Annotated in this window: 14 protein-coding genes; 6 read left to right on the top strand and 8 right to left on the bottom strand. The window is 44.6% G+C overall.

From position 1 onward, the window contains the following. Both DUT71_RS02615 and DUT71_RS02610 read right to left on the bottom strand, forming a co-directional pair. The gene (locus DUT71_RS02615; protein ID WP_113660950.1) at positions 1-1,383 is read right to left on the bottom strand and encodes a PSP1 domain-containing protein; all 1,383 of its coding nucleotides are present in this window, start codon (positions 1,381-1,383) and stop codon (positions 1-3) included. A 1-nt stretch (position 1,384) separates the two neighbouring features. Next, a complete protein-coding gene (locus DUT71_RS02610; protein ID WP_113661096.1) occupies positions 1,385-2,533 on the bottom strand; it encodes a DNA polymerase III subunit in 1,149 nt (382 codons plus the stop codon). Between the two features lie 442 nt (positions 2,534-2,975). Between DUT71_RS02610 and DUT71_RS02600 the strand changes: the two genes are divergently transcribed. Beyond that, positions 2,976-3,890 carry a helix-turn-helix transcriptional regulator gene (locus DUT71_RS02600; protein WP_162795919.1) on the top strand — a complete coding sequence of 305 codons (915 nt, stop codon included), beginning with the start codon at positions 2,976-2,978 and terminating at the stop codon, positions 3,888-3,890. An 865-nt stretch (positions 3,891-4,755) separates the two neighbouring features. Further along, on the top strand, positions 4,756-5,367 hold the full coding sequence (locus tag DUT71_RS02590) for a fibronectin type III domain-containing protein (protein WP_113660946.1): 612 nt from the start codon (positions 4,756-4,758) through the stop codon (positions 5,365-5,367). A gap of 666 nt (positions 5,368-6,033) precedes the next feature. On the opposite strand, the gene DUT71_RS20150 is transcribed toward DUT71_RS02590, so the two are convergent. Continuing rightward, on the bottom strand, positions 6,034-6,192 hold the full coding sequence (locus DUT71_RS20150) for a hypothetical protein (RefSeq protein ID WP_162795918.1): 159 nt from the start codon (positions 6,190-6,192) through the stop codon (positions 6,034-6,036). 1,533 nt (positions 6,193-7,725) lie between these two features. Between DUT71_RS20150 and aspS the strand changes: the two genes are divergently transcribed. Further along, entirely contained in the window at positions 7,726-9,474 is a 1,749-nt protein-coding gene (aspS, locus tag DUT71_RS02580) for an aspartate--tRNA ligase (RefSeq protein WP_113660944.1), read from the top strand. A gap of 69 nt (positions 9,475-9,543) precedes the next feature. Here aspS and DUT71_RS02575 read toward each other — a convergent pair whose 3' ends face one another. From DUT71_RS02575 to DUT71_RS02565, 3 genes are all read right to left on the bottom strand, one after another. After that, positions 9,544-11,949, bottom strand: coding sequence for a TonB-dependent receptor (locus DUT71_RS02575; RefSeq protein WP_113660943.1), 2,406 nt, complete (start codon positions 11,947-11,949; stop codon positions 9,544-9,546). 426 nt (positions 11,950-12,375) lie between these two features. Continuing rightward, the gene (locus DUT71_RS02570) at positions 12,376-12,831 is read right to left on the bottom strand and encodes a GNAT family N-acetyltransferase (RefSeq protein WP_113660942.1); all 456 of its coding nucleotides are present in this window, start codon (positions 12,829-12,831) and stop codon (positions 12,376-12,378) included. A 414-nt stretch (positions 12,832-13,245) separates the two neighbouring features. Continuing rightward, entirely contained in the window at positions 13,246-15,828 is a 2,583-nt protein-coding gene (locus DUT71_RS02565; protein ID WP_113660941.1) for a phosphoenolpyruvate carboxylase, read from the bottom strand. 341 nt (positions 15,829-16,169) lie between these two features. On the opposite strand from DUT71_RS02565, the gene DUT71_RS02560 reads away from it, so the two are divergent. The 3 genes from DUT71_RS02560 to DUT71_RS02550 all read left to right on the top strand — a co-directional run bounded on the left by DUT71_RS02560 (position 16,170) and on the right by DUT71_RS02550 (position 19,630). After that, positions 16,170-18,671, top strand: a complete 2,502-nt coding sequence (locus tag DUT71_RS02560) for a glycoside hydrolase family 9 protein (protein WP_113660940.1) — start codon at positions 16,170-16,172, stop codon at positions 18,669-18,671. A 145-nt stretch (positions 18,672-18,816) separates the two neighbouring features. Then, positions 18,817-18,999: a hypothetical protein gene (locus DUT71_RS02555; RefSeq protein ID WP_113660939.1), complete on the top strand. Its 183-nt coding sequence runs from the start codon at positions 18,817-18,819 to the stop codon at positions 18,997-18,999. Positions 19,000-19,060: 61 nt separating this feature from the next. Continuing rightward, complete coding sequence (locus tag DUT71_RS02550) at positions 19,061-19,630, top strand: DUF2911 domain-containing protein (RefSeq protein ID WP_113660938.1); 570 nt, start codon at positions 19,061-19,063, stop codon at positions 19,628-19,630. Between the two features lie 30 nt (positions 19,631-19,660). Here the strand turns inward: DUT71_RS02550 and DUT71_RS02545 are convergent, their stop codons facing one another. Continuing rightward, the gene (locus DUT71_RS02545) at positions 19,661-20,161 is read right to left on the bottom strand and encodes a hypothetical protein (protein WP_113660937.1); all 501 of its coding nucleotides are present in this window, start codon (positions 20,159-20,161) and stop codon (positions 19,661-19,663) included. Beyond that, a complete protein-coding gene (locus DUT71_RS02540; RefSeq protein WP_113660936.1) occupies positions 20,158-20,739 on the bottom strand; it encodes an RNA polymerase sigma factor in 582 nt (193 codons plus the stop codon). Before DUT71_RS02540 ends, DUT71_RS02545 begins: the two co-directional genes overlap by 4 nt. Positions 20,740-20,775: the final 36 nt, after the last annotated feature.

Raw genomic sequence — 20,775 nt, 5'->3', positions numbered from 1 at the left:
CTAACCGTTATTGGGGTTTTCAGACTGGTTTTTGTTACGGTTTTTATGGCGGTTTTTGTTACGGTTACGGTTGTTGCGCTTTTGCTCGGTACCCTGTGCCTCTGCCTGCGTTTTTGGTGCCTGATCATTTGCCTTGGCTTCCGCTGTTTTCTGTGGCCGTTGGTTTTGCGGCTTTTCCTGAGGTTTTTGGCCCTGCTTGTTTTGGTTTTGAGGTTTTTGTGTGCCTTGGTTGCCTTTGCCCCTATCGTTACGGTTACGGTTGTTGCGGTTGTTGCGGCGGTTCTTTTCGTCTAAGCGGGTCAGGCTGTCCTGTCCAACCACGTTTTCGTAATCGTGAACCTTTTCTACAGGTGCCGAGGTTTTAAGCTCAATGGCTTCGTCCTTCAGGTTGCTCGGTTTTTCGCCACGCTTGTTCATGGCCATAATTTCCTTCACACGGTCAACCTTTAAGGGGATCCAATCCTCTTGGTTGGCATAGCTGAACCACATCAGTTTCTTAAAGATATCCGTTTTCTGATGTCTGGCCACGCCAATTTCGGTTTGCAGGGCGTCTATACGATCTGGGATATCCTTTAGGGCATCCAGGTAGGTATCCAGCTCATAGTTGAGGCAGCATTTGAGCTTGCCGCACTGTCCGGCGAGTTTAAGGGTATTTAAGGAAAGGTTTTGATAGCGTGCCGCCGCCGTTGATACGGTTTTAAAGTTGGTTAGCCAGGTAGAACAGCACAGTTCTCTGCCGCAGGAGCCAATGCCGCCCAAGCGTCCTGCCTCTTGTCGCATCCCGATCTGCCGCATCTCGATACGGATACGGAAGGCCTCGGCCATTTTCTTGATCAGTTCCCTAAAATCTACCCTTCCTTCGGCGGTGTAAAAGAAAGTGGCCTTGGTACGGTCGCCCTGATAGTCCACATCGCTGATTTTCATGGACAGTTTTAAGTCCAGTGCCAGCGTACGGGCACGGTGCATGGTTTCCCACTCCAGGCCTTTGGCAATTTTCCATTTCTCTACATCGGCTTCGGTAGCTTTACGATAGATTTTTCGGGTAACCTGGCTGGCCTGCACCTTCCTTCGTTTCAATTGGATGCGCACCAGCTCGCCGGTTAGCGATACGTGGCCTACATCATATCCGCCGGTTGGGCCTTCTACGGCCACCAGTTCTCCTATTTCCAAATAGATATCGTCGCTGTTGACAAAGAACTCTTTTCTGGAGCCTTTAAATTTAACTTCGATAATTTGAAAAGGTTTATAATTAGATGGCATATCCAAATTGGACAGCCAGTCGTGTACTTCCATTTTTTGGCAGCCTCCAGTAAGGCAAGAGCCATTACTTTTGCAGCCAGCGGGGGCACAACCGCCTCCGGTAGAGCAACTTCCACATCCCATATTATGTATATATATATTGAGTCCCTTTCGGGAGCGTTTTAAACTTTATAATTTTTACCAGTTGTAAAGATACATCTAAAAACAGAATTTTTGGATTCGCATTACGTTCTATATGGTAATGGGCCTTTTCAAGTTCGTTAATGAGGGCTTCAACCATGGCCATGTTCAGGACGTTGGCCGATAGTTTTTGGGCCACTTCAAGGTGCTGTGGGGGCAATTTCACCAGGGCATCGGCTCCGCTGAGCAACAGCCCGCATTCCCGCAGGAAATTAATCCCATACCTTAAAAAATTCTTTTGGTTTTCTCTTCCCCAGCTTGCGGCGGTTTCGGTAAAGGCCATCATATCGGGCACCCGGTTGCCGTAGCCCATACGCAGCCAGGCCGAAAAATAGCCGGCATTGTTATTGGCCTGGTCGTTAAGCAGGGCATTGGCCTCTATCAGGTTTCCGTCGGCCAAAAAGCTATATTCTTCGGCCTGATTTTCCGAAAGGTTTGCCTTGTTAATCAGGTATTGTTTCACCGTGGTATCATCCAGCTTGGGGATCTTTACCATTTGCGTACGCGACAGGATGGTAGATAGGATCTGCTCCTGATTTTGCGCCACCAAAATAAAAAGCGTATTGGCAGGTGGTTCCTCAATAATTTTCAGCAGGGCATTTCCCTCCCTGTCCAAAAACTCGGGCAGCCACATCACCAGCACCTTGGTTTCGGCCTCAAAGGCTTTATAGCTCAGCTTTTTGATGATGTCATGGCACTCGGCGATGTTGATATTGGCCTGCTTGTTATCGGCGCTAAGCTTAGAGCGCCAAATATCGAGGTCAAAATAGCAGTTCTCGAGCATCATGCTGCGCCATTCATCCAGCACGTCTGTGGCTATTTTTACATCTTTAGAAGCAAAGAAAGGATAAGAGAAGTGCAGATCGGGATGGATCAGCCTTTCGTACTTGCGGCACGAAGCACAGGTACCACAGCTATCTTGGTCGGTTTTTTCGGTACAGTTAATGTATTGGGCGTAGGCAACGGCCAAGGGCAATGCCCCGCTTCCCTGCGGAGATAGGAAAAGTTGTGCATGGCTCACCCTATTTTCGGTAACGGTTTGTAGCAAATGTTGCTTTACAGCATCCTGTCCAATAATCTCTTTAAACTGCATTGGTGCAAAATAGCAAATAGATTTGAGATTGGGTAAGGCTAACTGTAAAGTTAAAGGTACGAAATCCGAAATATGGCCTGGCCGCACGGGGGAGATACAAGAATTGGCTACCTGTTTACCCATCAGCAGCCAATTTAAAGGCCTCTAGCCTGTGCGTAAGGTACACTCACTTGCTTTTCTCCAAAAACTTTGACATATTTGGATACCTCTATCTAATTTTTATGAAAAACTCGCTTCACCTAAGGCCCAAGGTTGGCCTCTACAGCTATTTACTTACTGAAAATAAGGATCTTTGCGTTGCTGCGCCCAAGCGGCCATGCGCTTTGAGCTTAAAAGCTACCCAAAAACATGGCAACCAGAACAAGCTGTCGTATGGCATGTTGAACCCAGCTTTTTGGGCCTTTCCAAAGTTCATGCCCCTGCTGTAATGTTGCCAGTACCTATGAGACACCTTAAGATACCAGTGGCCGCAGCCGTATGTTTGGCCGCAGCTTGCGTTTTTAAAGCCAGGGCGCAACAAAACGATCAGCCTTTAGCTGGCTATGAGCTTCAAACAGTAGCACGGGCCAAAAAAAATGGTGGACAAGCCTATGTGTACTGGCCAGAGAGCTTCCGCAAAAACACCATTAGTTACCCCCACCCCAAAAGCAAACTGGATAGCCTGCAACACCTAGGTACCCGAAAAGCCAAAAAGCAAATTGCCGAGATGAAAGTGCAGCTGGCCACAACGCATCAGCGGTTGGAGCGGGAAAAGCGCTTCAAGAACATTTTGCTCATCGGTTTGATGGCGTTCGCAATTTTAGCTTTACTATGGTATTTAAAGCTGAGGTTTGCCCACAGGAAAAAAACCAATTGGTTGGAAAACCTTTGGAAAGAGGCCGAACGGAAAGCGGAGGAAGCCCTGTTGCAGAACAAAAACTTTATCAACAAGATCAGGGAGAAGACCGTCCTGATCAGCGATCTTAAGAAAGTGATCGATAATTACAGGGGCGAACAAAAGGATTACAAGAAAGACCTGTATGACCTGCTGCATGAAGATTCACTTTTAACCGATAAGCACTGGTTCAGGTTCAGATTGGCCTTTGAACAGGCTTACCCACTGGTGCTTTTACAGATCAGGGAAATTGCCCCACGCACCACCCCTGCCGAAGAACGCCTGGTCTGCTTGATCTATCTACAGCTCAACAATAAACAAATTGGCTCGGTATTGGGTATTGGGATTGACAGCGTTGCAAGAAGCAAAAGACGCCTGAAGCTAAGGATCCCAGTGCCCGACGGCGATAGTTTAGAAGATTTTATTTTTAAGTTGGATCATGCGCAATCTAAAACAAGTAGCACGGCCTCCATCCCGAGTTAGATGATTGCTTTGGCTAAGCATGGAATTATTTTCTTGTCCAAAATTCGGGCGATACCAGTAACCATAAGAACCAAACCACTAAACTAACCGTCAAACTCCTCCAAAAAGCCGTTCAACAGCTTCCCAAAATAAATCAGCGCCTTAATTTGTCCGCATTTTTGTCCGCCCCAAAGTATTGCCTAAGCCAAATTACCGCCCTAGATTTGGACAACAAAGCCAATTGGCAACCAAACGCAAGCTACCATGAGACGCTACATCTACCTACCAAACCAAAACCCTAACCTATTTCAAAGCTGTTTATACAGAGCCGCACACGCTCTGTATGGCAGCTTGGATTTACGGTATAGAGCGTGCGGCTTTCTATGCAGCAAAGCTACCGCTACACATCAAAGCAAAGGCGGTCTATACAGCACTCCTGCCAATCAGGGTTCCTCCACTGCCGATCAGCATGAGGCGCCGGGTTTTCTGCATCAAAACCTGCCGGAGCTGCATGGAAAAGCTAAAAGTTTATATGGAAATCCTAAAATGTCCTACAGAAAACCTAAAATGTTATATAACTTTTTTGAAAATTCATACGGAAACCCCAAAAAGCCATACAGCATTCCTAAAATTCAATGCGGAAACCCTTCAAATCTGTACGAATCCCCTGAAATGTTGTACAGAAAACTTGAACATCCATACAGGAACCCGCTGTTGCAGGGTTACTTCCAGCCAAACAAATGCCTATTAACACCGAACCAAGCCCCTTTTTTATCAAACACGGCGTATAAAACATGAAATAGACCAACTTCCAGCACAATACCCCCAGAGCGTAGTAAAAGGCAGCATACCCTTATTGATTAATAAACCAAAAAATAGATATGTTATGTCAAAAATCAAAATTATCACCTCTTTCAGCAAGTACAATGATGCTGAATTAGAGCAAAAGGCATTGCTGATTATAGACAGTATGTCGAATAATTCGAATTTTCCTACGCCTACGCCCCCAATTGCAGATATAAATACCGCTGTGGTGGCTTTTCAAGCGGCACTTACCCGGCTAAAGGAAGGAGGCAGCAAGCAGGATATGCTATTGCGCGATCAAAAGCGCACGGAACTAAGCAGCCTGCTAGAAAAACTGGCCTATTATGTACAGATGACCGTAGACGATGATGGTCCTGCCCTGGCTTCATCGGGCTATAGCCTAAGCAAGCAGCCAGAACCCATTGGCATTTTGCCAAAGCCCCAAAACTTTAACGTGCAGCCCGAAGCAGTGGGCATGATCAAGTTAAGCCTTAAGGCCATTAAGGGGGCCAAAAGCTATCAATATGAGTACCGCAGAAGAGGTACTGATGGATGGATCATTAAAGTGCACACCAAAGTTACCCTACTATTGACCGAGCTGGAAAGCGGTGTACAATATGAATTTAGGGTAACGGCCATTGGCACGGCCCCACAAAGGGTTTACAGTGATATACTGAGCAGTTTTGTACTGTAACGTTCAATGAACCGCTTCCGCGGATACGGGAGCAGGAGGGTTTTTTGAACGGTAAATTTGAAATCATAGCAAGCTAGCCACGGATGTGCTGATGAAATGCGGATAGAAGTTTAGGAAAAAATATTTTCCCCCGTACCAAAAGCCATTATGGAATGAAAATATCTTGGTTCAATTTCACTGGAAAACCACCAACACAGTACGTCTGTGGCTAAACGCACAACGGATAAACCCAACAGTTAAATATCAGTAAAATAGGTAGATGTTACTTTTCCCAGGGCTAACATGACACCCATGGCATGGCATTGTTACATGAGTAGGACTTTGGCTTGAGCTCATGAGATTTTATGATAGCCCGGCCTTCCCAAACACCCATTGGGAAGGTTGGGGAAAGGTTCTGATACCGTTGGGCCAACTAAAGGTATTTCCCAAGGACAACGCTAGGCCAAGTATGGTAAGCCGCCCGTGAAATTTACGGAGAGAGTTTTAGGAGAGGTTTGTGAACTCTCTGTCCTTGGGATTTAATGTTAAAAAAGATTTAACCCCAGGATATGTTTCCGAAAGGATGATCGAGCCCTTATTGAACGCATGAGGGGTCAACATTGCGGCAATGTGGCGCGTGAGGGCAACTGACACGTTCCGGCTTTCTCGGCCCTTTTGGATTAAAAGTTAACCTGGCAAGGTATGGCAAATACTTAGGTACCTGCCCCAAAAAGCATCTGGCCGAAGAACCCGTTCTTTGGCATTAATGCCCCGTTGGCACCGCCCGCAAAAACCTATAACACCAACCAACAACCAAGGATTAGGCTCCACCATTTTTGTTTTCATACATAGAGGTTAGTGAATGGAGCCGCAAAGCCCCTTTGTAAGGAGAAGACATGGTGGTCAATTTTGATTGCAACCTGCCTTCTCCGATCCTTGGGAGCTTAACATTTAAGCAAGCTGTGGGGCTGAGCTTACCGAGCAACCTGAACAAGTGATCAAAACAAGGAGGGCAACCACATCTCTTGATAGAAGAAATTAAACGTGATACCTACCTGTGCGCATTAAAGCCAAAAACCAGATAAACCAAACCAAAGGGCATTCCCAAAGATTAAGCACCCTCCTTTTGTTTTGCCTGGGCTAGCGCAATACAACAGTCCTTCAACAATTAGAGGGGGGCGAAAGAGACCTGTAGCCTTATGCCTTCTTTGGGACCTAAATAACCGCTGCGGAGCTGGAAAACAATCCTATGAAGCCAAAACAACCTCTTGATTAAGCCATTACCCAAGGATTAGGCTCGCTTTTTCCCTTATTTGGTTAAAACCAATTGCCATGGGCGGCCACTTTGTGGGGGAAAGACCCATTCATTGGCAGTAATGCCCACCCCAAATTATTGGGGTTATACGTTGACGATATTACAGGGGCCAGGTGAATACGTACGTTTTACAAACTGCCCAAATTTAGCCCAAAATAACTTTTAGGGATGGTGACGAAGTTTAGAAAGGCATTCCCAAGGTTAACCTGCACTTTTCATATCATAGGTTTAAAGTTTAAATAAATAGCAGGCAAAAACCATATGGAAAGGAGGGGGCAATACATCATGTTTAAGCAACAAAGCCCTCTCCAATCCTTGGGAACCCTAACCGCAGCACTGCTTTAGCTCCATTTGGACTGGTTTACGCCGTAACAACTTGGCCCCGTAGTAAAATTATTATACCACAGCTGTAACCACCAAATTCCCGAGGATAATGCTCGCCCGTTTTATTCGACATAGCAGATGAAGACCGGTAGCCATAGAGCAGCCACTTTGTGGGGAGAGGGCAATCATTTTTCTCATAGCAACCCCGCCTTCTCCAATCCTTGGGATCAACAATGGTGATGTGCCTGGTCCAAATCTGCGCAGCAATGCCATCATATACTAACCACCACCACCAAAACCCTAGCCGCACCGCATTGCCGAGGAGGGCGCAGCTGTAGCGGAAAAAATGAATGAGGGGTTAAGGAAACATTGCACACCGTTTACGCTGCTTTTGAAAGCGGCACAAGGAAAAATACAGCCAAGGCAATAGCGCAATATCCAATGATCAACTGGACAGGCCTACAGTTTCATTTAGCCACTACGATAGCACCAGCGAGATGGTAAAGGAACGGAGGTATTTGACCTGCACCAGTTGCAGATAGCCCCGATGGCAGCAGAAACCCCGCAGGCCAGCGTAGCGCAGCCGAGGAGTTGGAGCGTACAGCGGGACCACCGCTGATTGAAAAACAGGCTTTGCGCTACAAAACCAGTGTTTTAGGCGTATTGTATGGCAAATCTAAATTCGTAAATCTAAAATCAACAATCAATTCGTATTTTTGCCGCTTAAACATGAAATAAATATGTTAAGAACAACTACTTGCGGTGCATTGACCCTCGAAAACTTGGGCGAAAATGTAACCTTGTGCGGCTGGATGCAGAACTCTAGGGATTTGGGCGGGATGACTTTCATAGACATCCGCGATCGTTATGGTATTACCCAATTGGTATTTAACATGAATGACAATGCCGATTTATGCCAGCAAGCACGAGATCTTGGTCGCGAATATGTGATTAAGGTAGCCGGAACAGTGGTTGAACGCTCTAACAAAAACAAGGAAATCCCAACGGGCGATATCGAAATTAAGGTATCGGCCTTGGAAATACTCAATGCGGCCAAGCTGCCGCCTTTCTTAATTGCCGACGAAACCGATGGCGGCGATGATTTGCGCATGAAATACCGCTACCTGGATTTGCGCCGCAACCCTGTGCGCAACAACATGGTACTGCGCCACAAAATGGCCCAATCGGTACGCCGATATTTGGACGGCCTGGATTTTATAGAGGTTGAAACACCTGTTTTGATCAAATCTACGCCAGAAGGCGCCCGCGATTTTGTGGTGCCTAGCCGTATGAACCCCGGCGAGTTTTACGCCCTGCCACAATCACCACAAACCTTTAAACAGTTGTTGATGGTTTCTGGTTTCGACCGGTATTTCCAGATTGTGAAATGCTTTAGGGACGAGGATTTACGTGCCGACAGACAGCCTGAATTTACCCAAATTGACTGCGAGATGTCGTTTGTGGAGCAAGAGGATATTTTAAACACCTTTGAAGGCCTGATTAGAACTTTATTTAAGGAAATTAAAGGGATTGATTTACCGGAAGTTCCCCGCATGCAGTACAGCGATGCGATGCGCCTGTATGGTTCCGATAAGCCCGACACCCGTTTCGAAATGCTTTTTGTAGAACTGAACGATATTGTAAAGGGAAAAGATTTTGCTGTTTTTGACCATGCAGAGCTGGTAGTGGGCATCAACGCCAAAGGCTGTGCGCACTACACCCGTAAACAGCTGGATGAACTGACGGATTTTGTTAAACGTCCGCAAATTGGTGCTACCGGCCTGATCTACCTGCGCCACAATGAAGATGGTTCGCTAAAATCATCGGTTGACAAGTTTTATAACGAAGACGAACTGAAAAAATGGTCGGCGGCATTAAATACCCAACCAGGCGACCTGGTATTGGTATTGGCCGGGCCAAACCAGGATAAGGTACGCAAGCAGATGAACGAGTTGCGCCTGGAAATGGGCTCTCGATTAGGTTTGCGTGACAAGGATAAGTTTGCCGCCCTTTGGGTATTGGATTTTCCATTGCTGGAATGGGACGAGGAAACTGAACGCTACCACGCCATGCACCATCCGTTTACCTCGCCAAAACCAGAGGACATTCCTTTGTTGGATACCAAACCGGGCGAGGTAAGGGCAAATGCTTATGACATGGTGCTGAACGGCACCGAAATTGGTGGCGGTTCTATCCGTATCCACGATAAGGAAACACAGTCATTAATGTTTAAGCATTTGGGCTTTAGTACCGAAGAGGCACAAAAACAGTTCGGTTTCTTATTAGATGCCTTTGAATATGGCGCTCCTCCGCACGGTGGTTTGGCCTTCGGTTTCGATCGTTTGTGCTCTTTGTTTGCGGGTCTGGATACCATCAGAGATGTGATTGCTTTCCCTAAAAACAACTCGGGCCGCGACGTAATGATTGATAGCCCAAGCACGATTGATGATAAGCAATTGAAAGAGCTGAAGATTAAGACGGAAGCTTAATCTGTTATTGAATGCTCCCAAAACAAAAAGTCCCGACGGCTTACCTCGGGACTTTTTGTTTTGGGGCTATTACAATTTGTACGACAGTGTGGTTAAAAACTGGCGTGGCGGTATGGGGTTAACGCTATAGTTTTCGTGAACAAAATAGTTTAGTTCGTTGGTAAGGTTGGATATCTTGGCCAATAGGGAAATCTTCCTCCAGGAATATCCTGCCGATAAATCAACCGTGGTAAATGCCTTTAGCGGGATAATGCCCGATGAAGTTCCGCTTTTGTTGGTATTCCTGCCGCCATTCCTATCACCGGTATAAAATGCCGACGCACCAAGCTTTAAGCCTTTTACTGCTCCGTTTTGCACGGTGTAAAACAGGGTGGCATTGCCCGTATGTTTGGTGGTACCAACTACCCGCTCGCCTTCTACAATGCCGCTGGCGGCCAAGGTTGAGGTATAGCGCATGTAGTTATACGCATAACCAGCCATAATATTGAGTCCCTTTGCCAAACTTCCCTTAACATCCAGTTCAAAGCCATCACTTTGCGTGCTTCCTGAAAATTCCTTAACATTTGCATCGGCATTGGTTGAGCCATCGGCTTTAAAAAGGGCCATTTGGGCAAAGTTGGCATTTTTAATAACGTAGTAGGTTGCGTTTACCGAAAGCCTTCCGCCCCAGAAATCGTTTTTGATCCCTCCTTCGTACTGATCTATAATAGACGGTTTTAAAGCTGCGCCGTAAATATCCTGGCCGGTGTTGATGGTAAAATTGTTTGCGTAGCTCACATAAATTGAAGTGGTTTTAAATGGCTCGTAAACCAATCCTAATTTGGGCGAAAACGCATCATCAAACTTGGTTGCGGTAGGCAAGGCTACGGGAACGTTGCTTAATGCAACGGGCACAATCCGGGCGCTTTTCTGGTCGGTATAGCGAATGCCCGCCAATGCTTTAAATTTGCTGGTAATTTCGAACAAGTTTTGGATAAATGCTCCATATCGGTACACGGGAGTTAAGGTTTCTGAAACGGCTACTGTTGTAGGCATAAAACCGCTACCATAGTAAGTTGTAGGATCAAAAAGGTTTACCGATTCATAGCTAAACGTAGAAACCCTTTGCCCCGCTTTGTTTATGAAGTTAAATCCATTGCTGGTAGTTCTCGACTGGTCGGCATCTACCCCAACCAACAGGGTGTTTTTGATACCCAAAGCCTTAAAAGTTCCGGTTAAATTAAGTTGTTGGTTATAGGTATATTCTTGGATTTTAGATCTTGTAAGCGCCCTGGGAGCTATACCCGCAGCAGTTCCTACTGGTCTTTCTGCCCCATAATAGTCTCTATCGTATGATTGGTATGCGGCAACTACATTAAGTTTCCAGAACTCGTTAAACTTATGGTTTCCGTTTAGCTGAATGGTGGTAGTATTGGTTTTGTTGTAGGCCCAGGGGGTATTTATGAATTTATTTCTGCCCAAATCAACAATTTTATTGTTTACGGTACCTATACCAAAATCTGGCGTATAATTGCTGCTCAGGTAATCGGCCTGGAACAATATCTCCGTATTTTCATTTGCCTTATATAACAAAGAGGGATTGATGTAAAACCGCTTTGATTCTACCTGATCTCTAAAGCTCTCCGCTTTTTCTCCTGTTCCAATAATTCTGAAGGCAAATTTATCGTCAATGGGACCGTAAAGATCTACCGTTGGCTTGTACTGCCCATAACTTCCCGTACGAAAAGCTACTTCTCCTCCTTGCTCAAATTTTGGTTTCTTGGTAATCATGTTAACCACGGCGCCTCCCGTTACCCCACCATACAATAAGGCGGCACTGCCTTTTAACACCTCAACAGACTCTAAGGTACTGGCCTCGGGACTGCCGCCAATGCTGGTACGTGCACCATTTTTAAAGACATTATTGGCGCCCAGGCTGTAGCCTCTGGCATAAAAGTTCTCGCCTACACTGCCACGGTTAGCGCCCAGGGCTACGCCGTTCACATTCTTCATCACATCGCCAAGTCTATCTGCTTGTTGGTCTTGAATCACCTCACTGGTAATAATCTGTACTGATTGAGGCAAATCTCGTGGTGCAATTGCTACCTTGCCTAACGTTGCAGGTTTATTGTTAGATGATTTATAAGTGCTAATGGCTACTTCCTGCAACTGCGAGGCCGACTCGGAAATCACAATGGTATTCATTTGATTATCGCCTTCCTTTACCTGTACATCAAGCTGCACAGATTTAACGCCCACAGCCGAAACCGTTACCTGGTAAGTGCCAGCGGCTAGGCTCCTGAACACAAAACGTCCATTTTCGTCGGTTTGGGTCGAAATCCCTTTTAAACTTACCGTAACATGGCTAGCGGCACTTCCGTCGTTGGTTTTAACCGTTCCCAAAAGGTTTGATTTACCCTTTTGCCCATATACTGCCATTGAAAACAGGCCAACTAACACACAAACGAATAAGGTAGATATAAATTTTATTCTCATTTTTATTTAGATTAAATCTTAATTGCGCAAAGATAGAATCGAATCCATTCTTTGTCAAGGGATTTTTACATTTAATCTAAAAATGGTGGTATCATGCTTGTTTAGTTATTGCGGGGCTAAACCATGGGGGCCATTACCCTGGTTTTACGTGGCGTATTTCACCTTAAAAAGATGCCGGCCTGTAGCCAAGTAGGGAGTTACCAGGCACATTAAATTAAGCATGTACGCAGCGCCTAGACCTGGCTGGTCCATTTGCATTGCGCCAGGCCTTATTCGGTTATTTCTACGGCAACCAAACGGGTGTGACACCCAAAGTGCTACGAAGTAAAATGAAGTCGCTGTACTTTAGTCTGTATTCAACCTGAATGATTTCTCGGCCATGTCCCAAATGACTACGGCCTGTGTTCATCCTGTGGGTAAAAAAGCCTAAGCCAATATCATTTCAATATGCGGGATATCATCTTCCAGGTATTCGTCGCTATCCTTCACAAAGCCAAAACTTTCGTAAAACTTTTTCAGGTAAAGCTGTGCACCTATCCTGATTGGCTGCCTACCGTGGGTTTCATAAACCTTTTCGATACTTTTCTGCAAAAGGGTAACTCCCGCACCAATCCTCCTATAACTGGCATTGGTTAACACACGGCCAATACTGGCCTCTACGAAAGAAACCCCTGCTGGAACTATCCTGGTGTAGGCCACAAGCTTATCGTCGTCCCAGGCCATTAAATGGTGGCACTTAAGATCTTTCCCGTCTAGGTCCTGATAATTGCATTGCTGCTCCATCACGAATACTTCACTGCGCAGGCTTAATATGGCATATAGCTCCCTTGTAGTAAGCTGGTCGAAGTGTTTGTATGTCCAGTTAAGTGTTGGCGTTTTCATTATTTTTTGAAGAAATAAATGACAGACTAATTGTTTTTTTTGGCAATGATAAAGATATTAACTTAAAGGAATGCCTTTAGCTTTAACTATTTCCCCTTCGCAATCCTGGGAATAACGTTAAGCGCATCAAAATGGATGTAAAAACGGCGGGACCATTTCTGGTTGGGCACACGAACAACATTGGTTGAACTGCATTTCCGGCAAGTAGCTTCCAGATGACGATGGCTACCTCTGTAATCGTATCTTCCACTTTGGCGGTTTAGGGTCAAAAACCTACAACACGCCCATCACACTTTGTGCATGTATTTACCGCCGAAGCTTATCATATGGTATAAATTTCAATAAGGACGGCCCCTTGCCGTCCTTATTCTTTATTGGAGATCATTCATGTTTCTCCGCAAATTCCCTGATCAACTAGGCCAAGTTTCTGCCAGCATTTACAATACCGTAAACCGTTCTGATGGCCAGTTTTTCGTATGCCTGCTGCTTTTCCTCGCTTAAATCGTGCTGTAACCTATCTAGGGCAAAATGTTGGATCAATACCAACGGCAGGATAATCTTTTCACGCACGGCAATAGATTTTTTTTCTACCGGATAGTTTTCCATTAACGAGCTGTGCCCCGTAAGCTTTAGCAACATGGCCTTAGAAAGCTCAAACTCATCATGCAGCTGCTTCCAGAACGAGCCAAATTTAGGGTCGTTGGCCAAATATGCCGTAATCTCAAAATCAGACTTGCTCATTGACATGATACAGTTATCCACAATGGTTTTAAAATACCCCGACTGCTGATAGGTTTTTTGTACTTGCGTCCAATTTCCGAGGTTTTCCTGTGTCTTAAGCGCCGTTCCAACGCCGTAGTAGCCCGGCACGTTCTGTTTCAGCTGGCTCCACGAAGTAACAAAGCCAATGGCACGCAGGTCATCTAATTTCAGTTTGGTTCCGGCGTTTCTTTTTACCGGCCTACTGCTGATGGTGATTTTTGACAACAGGCTTAGCGGTGAAAATTTCTCGAGGTATTCCAGAAACAAGGGGTCGTTACGCAGGGCGATATAGGCATTGTAGCTATCTTTGGCCATTTTGTTCAGGATATCGAAGTTTTCCTTATCCAAAAGCACGTTATGCTTGCTTTTCACCCCGGAAGAAATCCCTGCATTGATCAATTGCTCCATGTTAAAGGTGGCGCTATCCACTGATCCGTATTGCGAACTGATGGTTTGCCCCTGTACCGTAAGCTGGATATTTTTATTGGCAATTTCCTTTCCCATCGATGCATAAAAGCGGTGGGTTTTGCCGCCGCCGCGAGCAGGAGGCCCGCCCCTACCGTCAAAAAATGCCAACTGAATGTTATGTTCCTCGGCTACTTTGGTTAGAGCTACCTTAGCGGTAAAGATAGACCAGTTGGCCATCAAATAACCTCCGTCTTTGGTACTATCAGAAAAGCCCAACATAATGTGCTGTTTACCGCCCCTTAAAGCCAAATGCTTTTGATAGAAAGGATGGGTGTACAGCGTCTTCATAATTTCGCCCGCTCCAGATAGGTCGTTAACTGTTTCAAACAGCGGCACAAAATCAATGCTCAGGCTTTCGGCCTCCCAGCCATTCCAAAGGAAAAGCTCCATCAGCTGTAAAATATCACTTGCCTGTTGGCAATTACTGATAATGAAACGATGGCAGGCCTCTTCTCCGTTCTTTTGCTGGATATCTTTGATTTCGGCAATGGTTTGCAAGGCATCTTTGACCAGGTCATCCTGCTCATCCGAATAAATAATTCTGGCATTTCTTAAGGAAATGGCCTTTAACTTTTCTTCTTCGGCAAGCTCGCCATAGTTTTCGGCATACAGGGAGTTAATTGGCTTTTGCGTTCTGCAATACTCGTGCACTTTGCGCAATACCCTACTGTCCTGCCTAATGTCCAGCGATGCGAAGTAGCAGCGATAAAGTTCTACTTTCCTCAACAAATCCTGAACAATGTTTACAAACAAACCATCATGGTACTTATTTAAAATTTCTATGATGTTGTTCAGATGCTTGATGATTTCCTCTGAAATATCCTTTTCTTCCAGGGTAGGGCTAAAGGCATTTTCGTAGAACACTTCCTGAAGTTTATTGATATCTTCTTCTACCCCTCTAAAAGTGATGCGCCTTTTAACGTTCCTAAAATCGCGATAGTAACACCTGAATAGGATCTGTCTCAGCAATTTAGAAACCTCTAGGGTGGTTTGTGCTTTCACGTTGGGGTTCCCGTCCCTATCGCCGCCTGGCCAAAAGCCTAGTTCAATAACCTTTTTGGGATCAATGTGGTATTCGCTCAACAGTTGGTTTAATCCCGTTTGGATATTTGCTGCGGCAAAATAAAACACATTTTCCAGGTACCAGGCCAAGCTCATGGCTTCATCTACCGGTGTTGGCGACTTTTTATTGAAGAAAGGCGTTTTACCTAATTGCTGCAACAACTGGTTAATGGTGGTGATGTCGTTTGATTTGATGGCCGCCGTAAGGTCGTTGATGATTCCCAGTACCGGCCCAGGGTAAAACTGCGTTGGATGGGCGGTAAGCACCAGCCTTAAGGAAAACTCCTCTACCAACTGATCTATTTGCTCGTGCAGGCTCGCATTGTCATTAGCTTTCTGGAACAATGCCCTTAAAGAACTTTGCTCGTCGCTGGTATTCAGTTTGGTGAAAGAAGCATCTTCTACGGCGTCAAAAAGCACTACCTGCCTTTCTACATATTGGATAAAACGGAACAGCAAATCGATAATACTTTCTTCACCCTTATCTTGAACATATTTTTCGAAAAATTTCTCAATCAGCGCTTCTGGTTTTTCGTGGTTCTTGATCCCGTCTTCGCAACTCTTGAAAAAAAGTGGCAATAGTGTTCCGGTATCCTTGATTTTATAAAACGGAAGCGTAAGAAACAAACTGTTGTACAATTCGAAACGAGAAACAACCTCGTTGTTAAAATAATATTCGCGTTGGCTGGGTTGATTTAATTGCATCCCGAAAAATAAGTATATTTAGTTTGTTACAAAAATAAAAATGGATTTTATCGAGTATTTTGATAGACTTTTAATCAAAACCTAAAGATGTATCAAAGCAGATTTGATTATATCCGAAAAAGTTTATACCTTGTACCTATGAAAGGTTAAACAACAATCTTTTAAAAGCATTACAAAATCTTGTTTTATGGGTTTTGTAAAAAATTGTTAATTTTTTGGGATAAACGCCCCTGACCAAAAGTTGGGGGCGTTTTATTTTCCAGTAGTTTTATGGGCTTTTCTCCTATTCAAAAATTTAATGCTATTTTTAAGTTAACCAATATCTCTCAGTCCGTTTCATCATGAAGTTTTTTTTGCGCCTATCGCTGTCCATCGCCCTGTGTTTCTTTATTTTGTTAGCCTTTAAACCTAAGGAAGAACAAAGTTGGATCAGGATTAACCTGTTAGGTTACCAGCCAAAATCCATCAAAGTAGCTGTATGGGCAAGCAAGGGGACCTCGCTTCCAAAAAAATTTGAACTGATAGAGAAAATTGGCGGCAAAACGGTATACACCTCCAGCAACATTAAAATTTTTGGCGCTTACGGGCCTTTTGCAAGTGCCGCTCGGCTAAATTTCTCAGAATTTAAAACTCCTGGCCGCTATTACCTAAAGGTAGGTGGCATTATTTCTCCGGAAGTGATTATTGGAGAAGATGTTTATCAAAATACCGCCGATTTTGCCCTAAGGTACATGCGCCAGCAGCGCTGCGGGTACAATCCATTTTTAAAAGACAGCTGCCACACCCACGATGGGTTTGTGGTTTACGGTAAAGCTGGCGGCATTAAAGACAGCACCCATTTTGATGCGGTAGGTGGTTGGCACGATGCCAGTGATTATCTGCAATATTCAACCACTACGGCCAATGCTACCTATCATTTGCTCATGGCCTACCGAGATTTCCCAAAAGCTTTCAGCGACCAAAAGCTTGCCACCGGCCTTGATGGCAAAAACGGCGTAGCCGATGTACTGGATGAAGCCAGATGGGGCTTGGACTGGTTGATGAAGATGCACCCCTCGGCAAATATCATGTTCAACCAACTGGCGGATGATCGCGATCACATCAGCATGCGCATCCCCAAGGAAGACAGCCAATACGGGAAAGGTTTTGAGCGCCCGCTATATTTTATCGATGGCAAACCGCAGCAAAGAGGCAAGTTCATGAACGATACCAAAGGAACCAGCTCAACTGCCGCTAAATTTGCCAGTGCTTTTTCCTTGGGCAGCGAACTATATCCAAAAGACAAAAATTATAGCCAACAGCTTGCCGAGAAATCGAAAACAGCTTATCAATATGCGATCAAGAAAAAAGGTGTTACGCAAACTGCTTCGGTAAAATCGCCCTACATTTATGCGGAAGATAACTGGGCAGACGACATGGAGCTAGCCCTGGCCAAGGTGGGCAGGATAAATGGCTACGGAACCAAGGCGCTTGACTCGGCTTTTTACTATGCACTCCAGGAGCCTGTTACCCCATGGCTCATTGCCGATACTGCCAAGCATTACCAATGGTATCCGTTTATCAATTTAGGCCATTACGAGTTGGCCAAACAATCTACCGGCAACCGAAAACGAGAACTCATTGACTATTATAAACAAGGCATTACCCATGTTTGGAACCGAGCAAAAGAAAACGCTTTTTATCGTGGTGTGCCCTTTATTTGGTGCAGCAACAATTTAACCGTGGCTTTTACCATGCAGTGCATGTGGTACGAGCAATTAAGCGGCGATGGCACCTTTTCTGAACTGGAGCAGGCTAATTTTGACTGGCTGTTGGGCTGTAATCCTTGGGGGACAAGCATGGTTTATGGCCTGCCAAGCTGGGGTGATACACCTACCGATCCGCATTCTGCTTTTACTCATTTGGGCAAATATCCTATTGACGGCGGCTTGGTTGATGGACCTGTTTATACCAGTATCTATAAAAACCTAATTGGCATACAACTAACAAAGCCCGATGCTTATGCCGAATTTCAAAGCGATTTAGCGGTTTACCATGATGATTATGGCGATTATAGCACTAACGAGCCCACGATGGACGGTACCGCATCTTTAGTTTATTTACTTGCCGCTTATGATAGCAGGGCCAATAAAACGTTTAATCGCTACAAGAAGGAGCAGGGCGCAATCATTAGGGGCGATGTTAAAGAGAAACAACTGGCCATTGTTTTTACTGGGGACGAATATGCTGACGGAGGGCAAAAAATCATGGCTACACTGGACAAAGCGCAAGTCAAAGCATCTTTCTTTTTAACGGGCAACTTTTACCGAAACGCGGCCTTTTCATCTTTCCTAAAAACCGCAAGGGCTAAAGGCCACTATTTGGGAGCCCACTCAGATCAACATCTACTTTATGCCGATTGGAAAAAACGGGACTCTCTTTTGGTAACCAAACAACAGTTTGAAGACGACCTTAATGCCAACTACAAAGCGATGGAAAAATACGGCATTACCAAAAAGTTAGCACCGTATTTCCTGCCGCCCTTTGAATGGTACAACCAAACTGTTGCCAATTGGACAGAAGATATGGGGCTTCAGCTGATCAACTTCACCTCTGGTACACGTTCCAACGCCGATTATACTTATCCGGAACTGGGCAAATCATACCGGAGCAGCGAAGAAATTTATCAATCTATCATCGACTACGAAAAACAACAGGGCTTAAATGGATTTATTTTGTTGTTGCACGTAGGTACCGACCCCCGAAGAAAGGACAAGTTTTACGATAAACTGCCCGAACTGTTGCGTTATCTTAAGCAAAATGGCTACAAATCGGTTACTATAACCCAACTATTAAGAAACTGATGCCTTATTAGCCCATTTCAAGACATCATCATTTACAAGCTGAATTGCCTTCGCAAATCAGCCCATCTGTACATAGGCTTTATTTTATTCAAACAAATGTGTTCTTTCTCATTGAAATAACTAAATTTGCGCAAAAGTTTTAAATATGAGCAATTCAGAAAATAAAAACAATTTTGATTGGGTTTGGTATGTAATTGGAATGGTGGCGTTTGTACTTGCTTTTTCTGCCGTTACCTTACACATTGGCTATCTTTTCCTTGCGGCTATCATCGGGTTAATTTTTGGTGGAGTTTTCTTGCATAAGGTAGTTAAGGGCAGAGAATACTAAGTATCCAATCCCCGTTTCTAAAGCTATAATATCAAGATACACAACCAACTATAATATTTTGATGAAAAATTTAGGCTTATTGATATTCCTTTTGGCAGGAACATTGGCTGTAAATGCACAAAACATAACTACGGGCGTTACTTTTCCAAAAGTGGATGCCAGCCCGTTGGATGTGGTATATTATCCATTAAACACCACAAAATCTAAAGAGCTGGTTGAGCCGGTAATGCGTGTTTTATATTCTCGTCCGCAGAAAAAGGGAAGAGAAATTTTTGGTGTATTGGAGCAGTTTGATAAAGTTTGGCGCTTAGGGGCTAACGAAAGCACAGAAATCCAGTTTTTTAAAACGGTAACCATTGCTGGCAAAAAAATTAAAGCTGGCAGATACAGTCTTTTTGCAATTCCTAGCAAGGATAAATGGACTATCATTATCAACAAACAACAAGATAAATGGGGTGCCTTTTCTTATGACGAGAAAAAAGATGTGCTTAGAACTGATGTGGAGGTAAACAAGATAGAAAAAACTGTAGAAGCGTTTTCCATGACGTTTATTGATGCCCCGGAAGGCGCAAATTTAGCCATGGCCTGGGACAATACGCAAGTTTTTTTGCCTATCGGATTTAAGAAATAATCGCTTGGCTGATCAATAAAAAAGGGAGAATTAAAGTTCTCCCTTTTTTTGTGCTTTTTTATTTCTTTTCCGAATAAAACTGTCCAGGCAAATCAGCAAAAGTACCGCATTGATAAAAAGAAAGCTCCTCAATACCATGGGGTTAACCAACTGATCAATTTCGGTGCTTAGCCCCAAGTTTGGCAGTTTAATATCCTTAAAATCGGCTGTTGCAAAGGCATAGCCCAAAATGCCCAGCAAGGTAAGGGTAAAAAAGCCTCCAATAGCATAAATAATCCGTTGGTCTACCCTGGTTTTTAAAGCCACCGGAGCAATTTCATGCTGTACACGTTCCATAACGTTACGGGTAAACGCCATAGAAGGCTCGTCTATTTCTACATGTGCGGCCAGCTGCTTGTTGATTTCCAACAACTGCCTATAAAGCATCTGCCATTCAGCATCCACGGCCAATTTTGCCGTTATTTCTGCTTTTTCCTGATCAGTGCAAAAACCATCAATATAGTTCCAAAGTTGCTCTTCCTGCTTTGTCATATCAACTCCTTTACTTCTTCTTTTAACAAAAACTGTAATTTTTCTTTTAGCCGATGCCTTGCTCTATGCAGTTTCACTTTCACCGTGTTGGGGTCCATGGCCAAGGCCTGTCCTATTTCTTCCAAGCTCTGCTCACCTTTGTAAAAAAGGGTGATAATTGCCGCATCATCTGGCAAAAGCATCGCAATGGCTTCGTTCAGGTACTTATAGGTTGATTTTTTCTCCACCGCATCGGCATCAAAAGAACTGTCGTTATTAGCCAATTGCAAAACCTGTTCTTCGTCGTCAATCGAGCTCGAATTGAACCTTTTCTTCCGAAGGTAGGTCATGGCCGTGGTGTAGGTAATGGTGTACAACCAAGTGCTGAATTTTGAGGTTTGCTTGAAAGTTCCCAATGCTTTATAGGCCTTTATGAAACAGTCTTGTGCAATTTCCTCGGCATCTTCCCTACTCCTAGCAAAGCGCAAGGCCAGGGTAAAAACAAACCTCTGATGGCGCTTGACCAACACAGCATAACTGCCCGTATCGCCAGCTAAAATAGCGCTGATAAGGTCTAGATCTGTTTCCACTTCCTGCATAGTTAGCCTTATGACGCAAGGTTTTTGCATCAGGTT

Origin of the sequence: Pedobacter nanyangensis (assembly GCF_003313505.1) — a bacterium.
Classification (GTDB): Bacteria; Bacteroidota; Bacteroidia; order Sphingobacteriales; family Sphingobacteriaceae; genus Pedobacter; species Pedobacter nanyangensis.
Note: the sequence above shows the minus strand (reverse complement) of the source record. Positions and strands in the feature narration are given on the sequence as shown.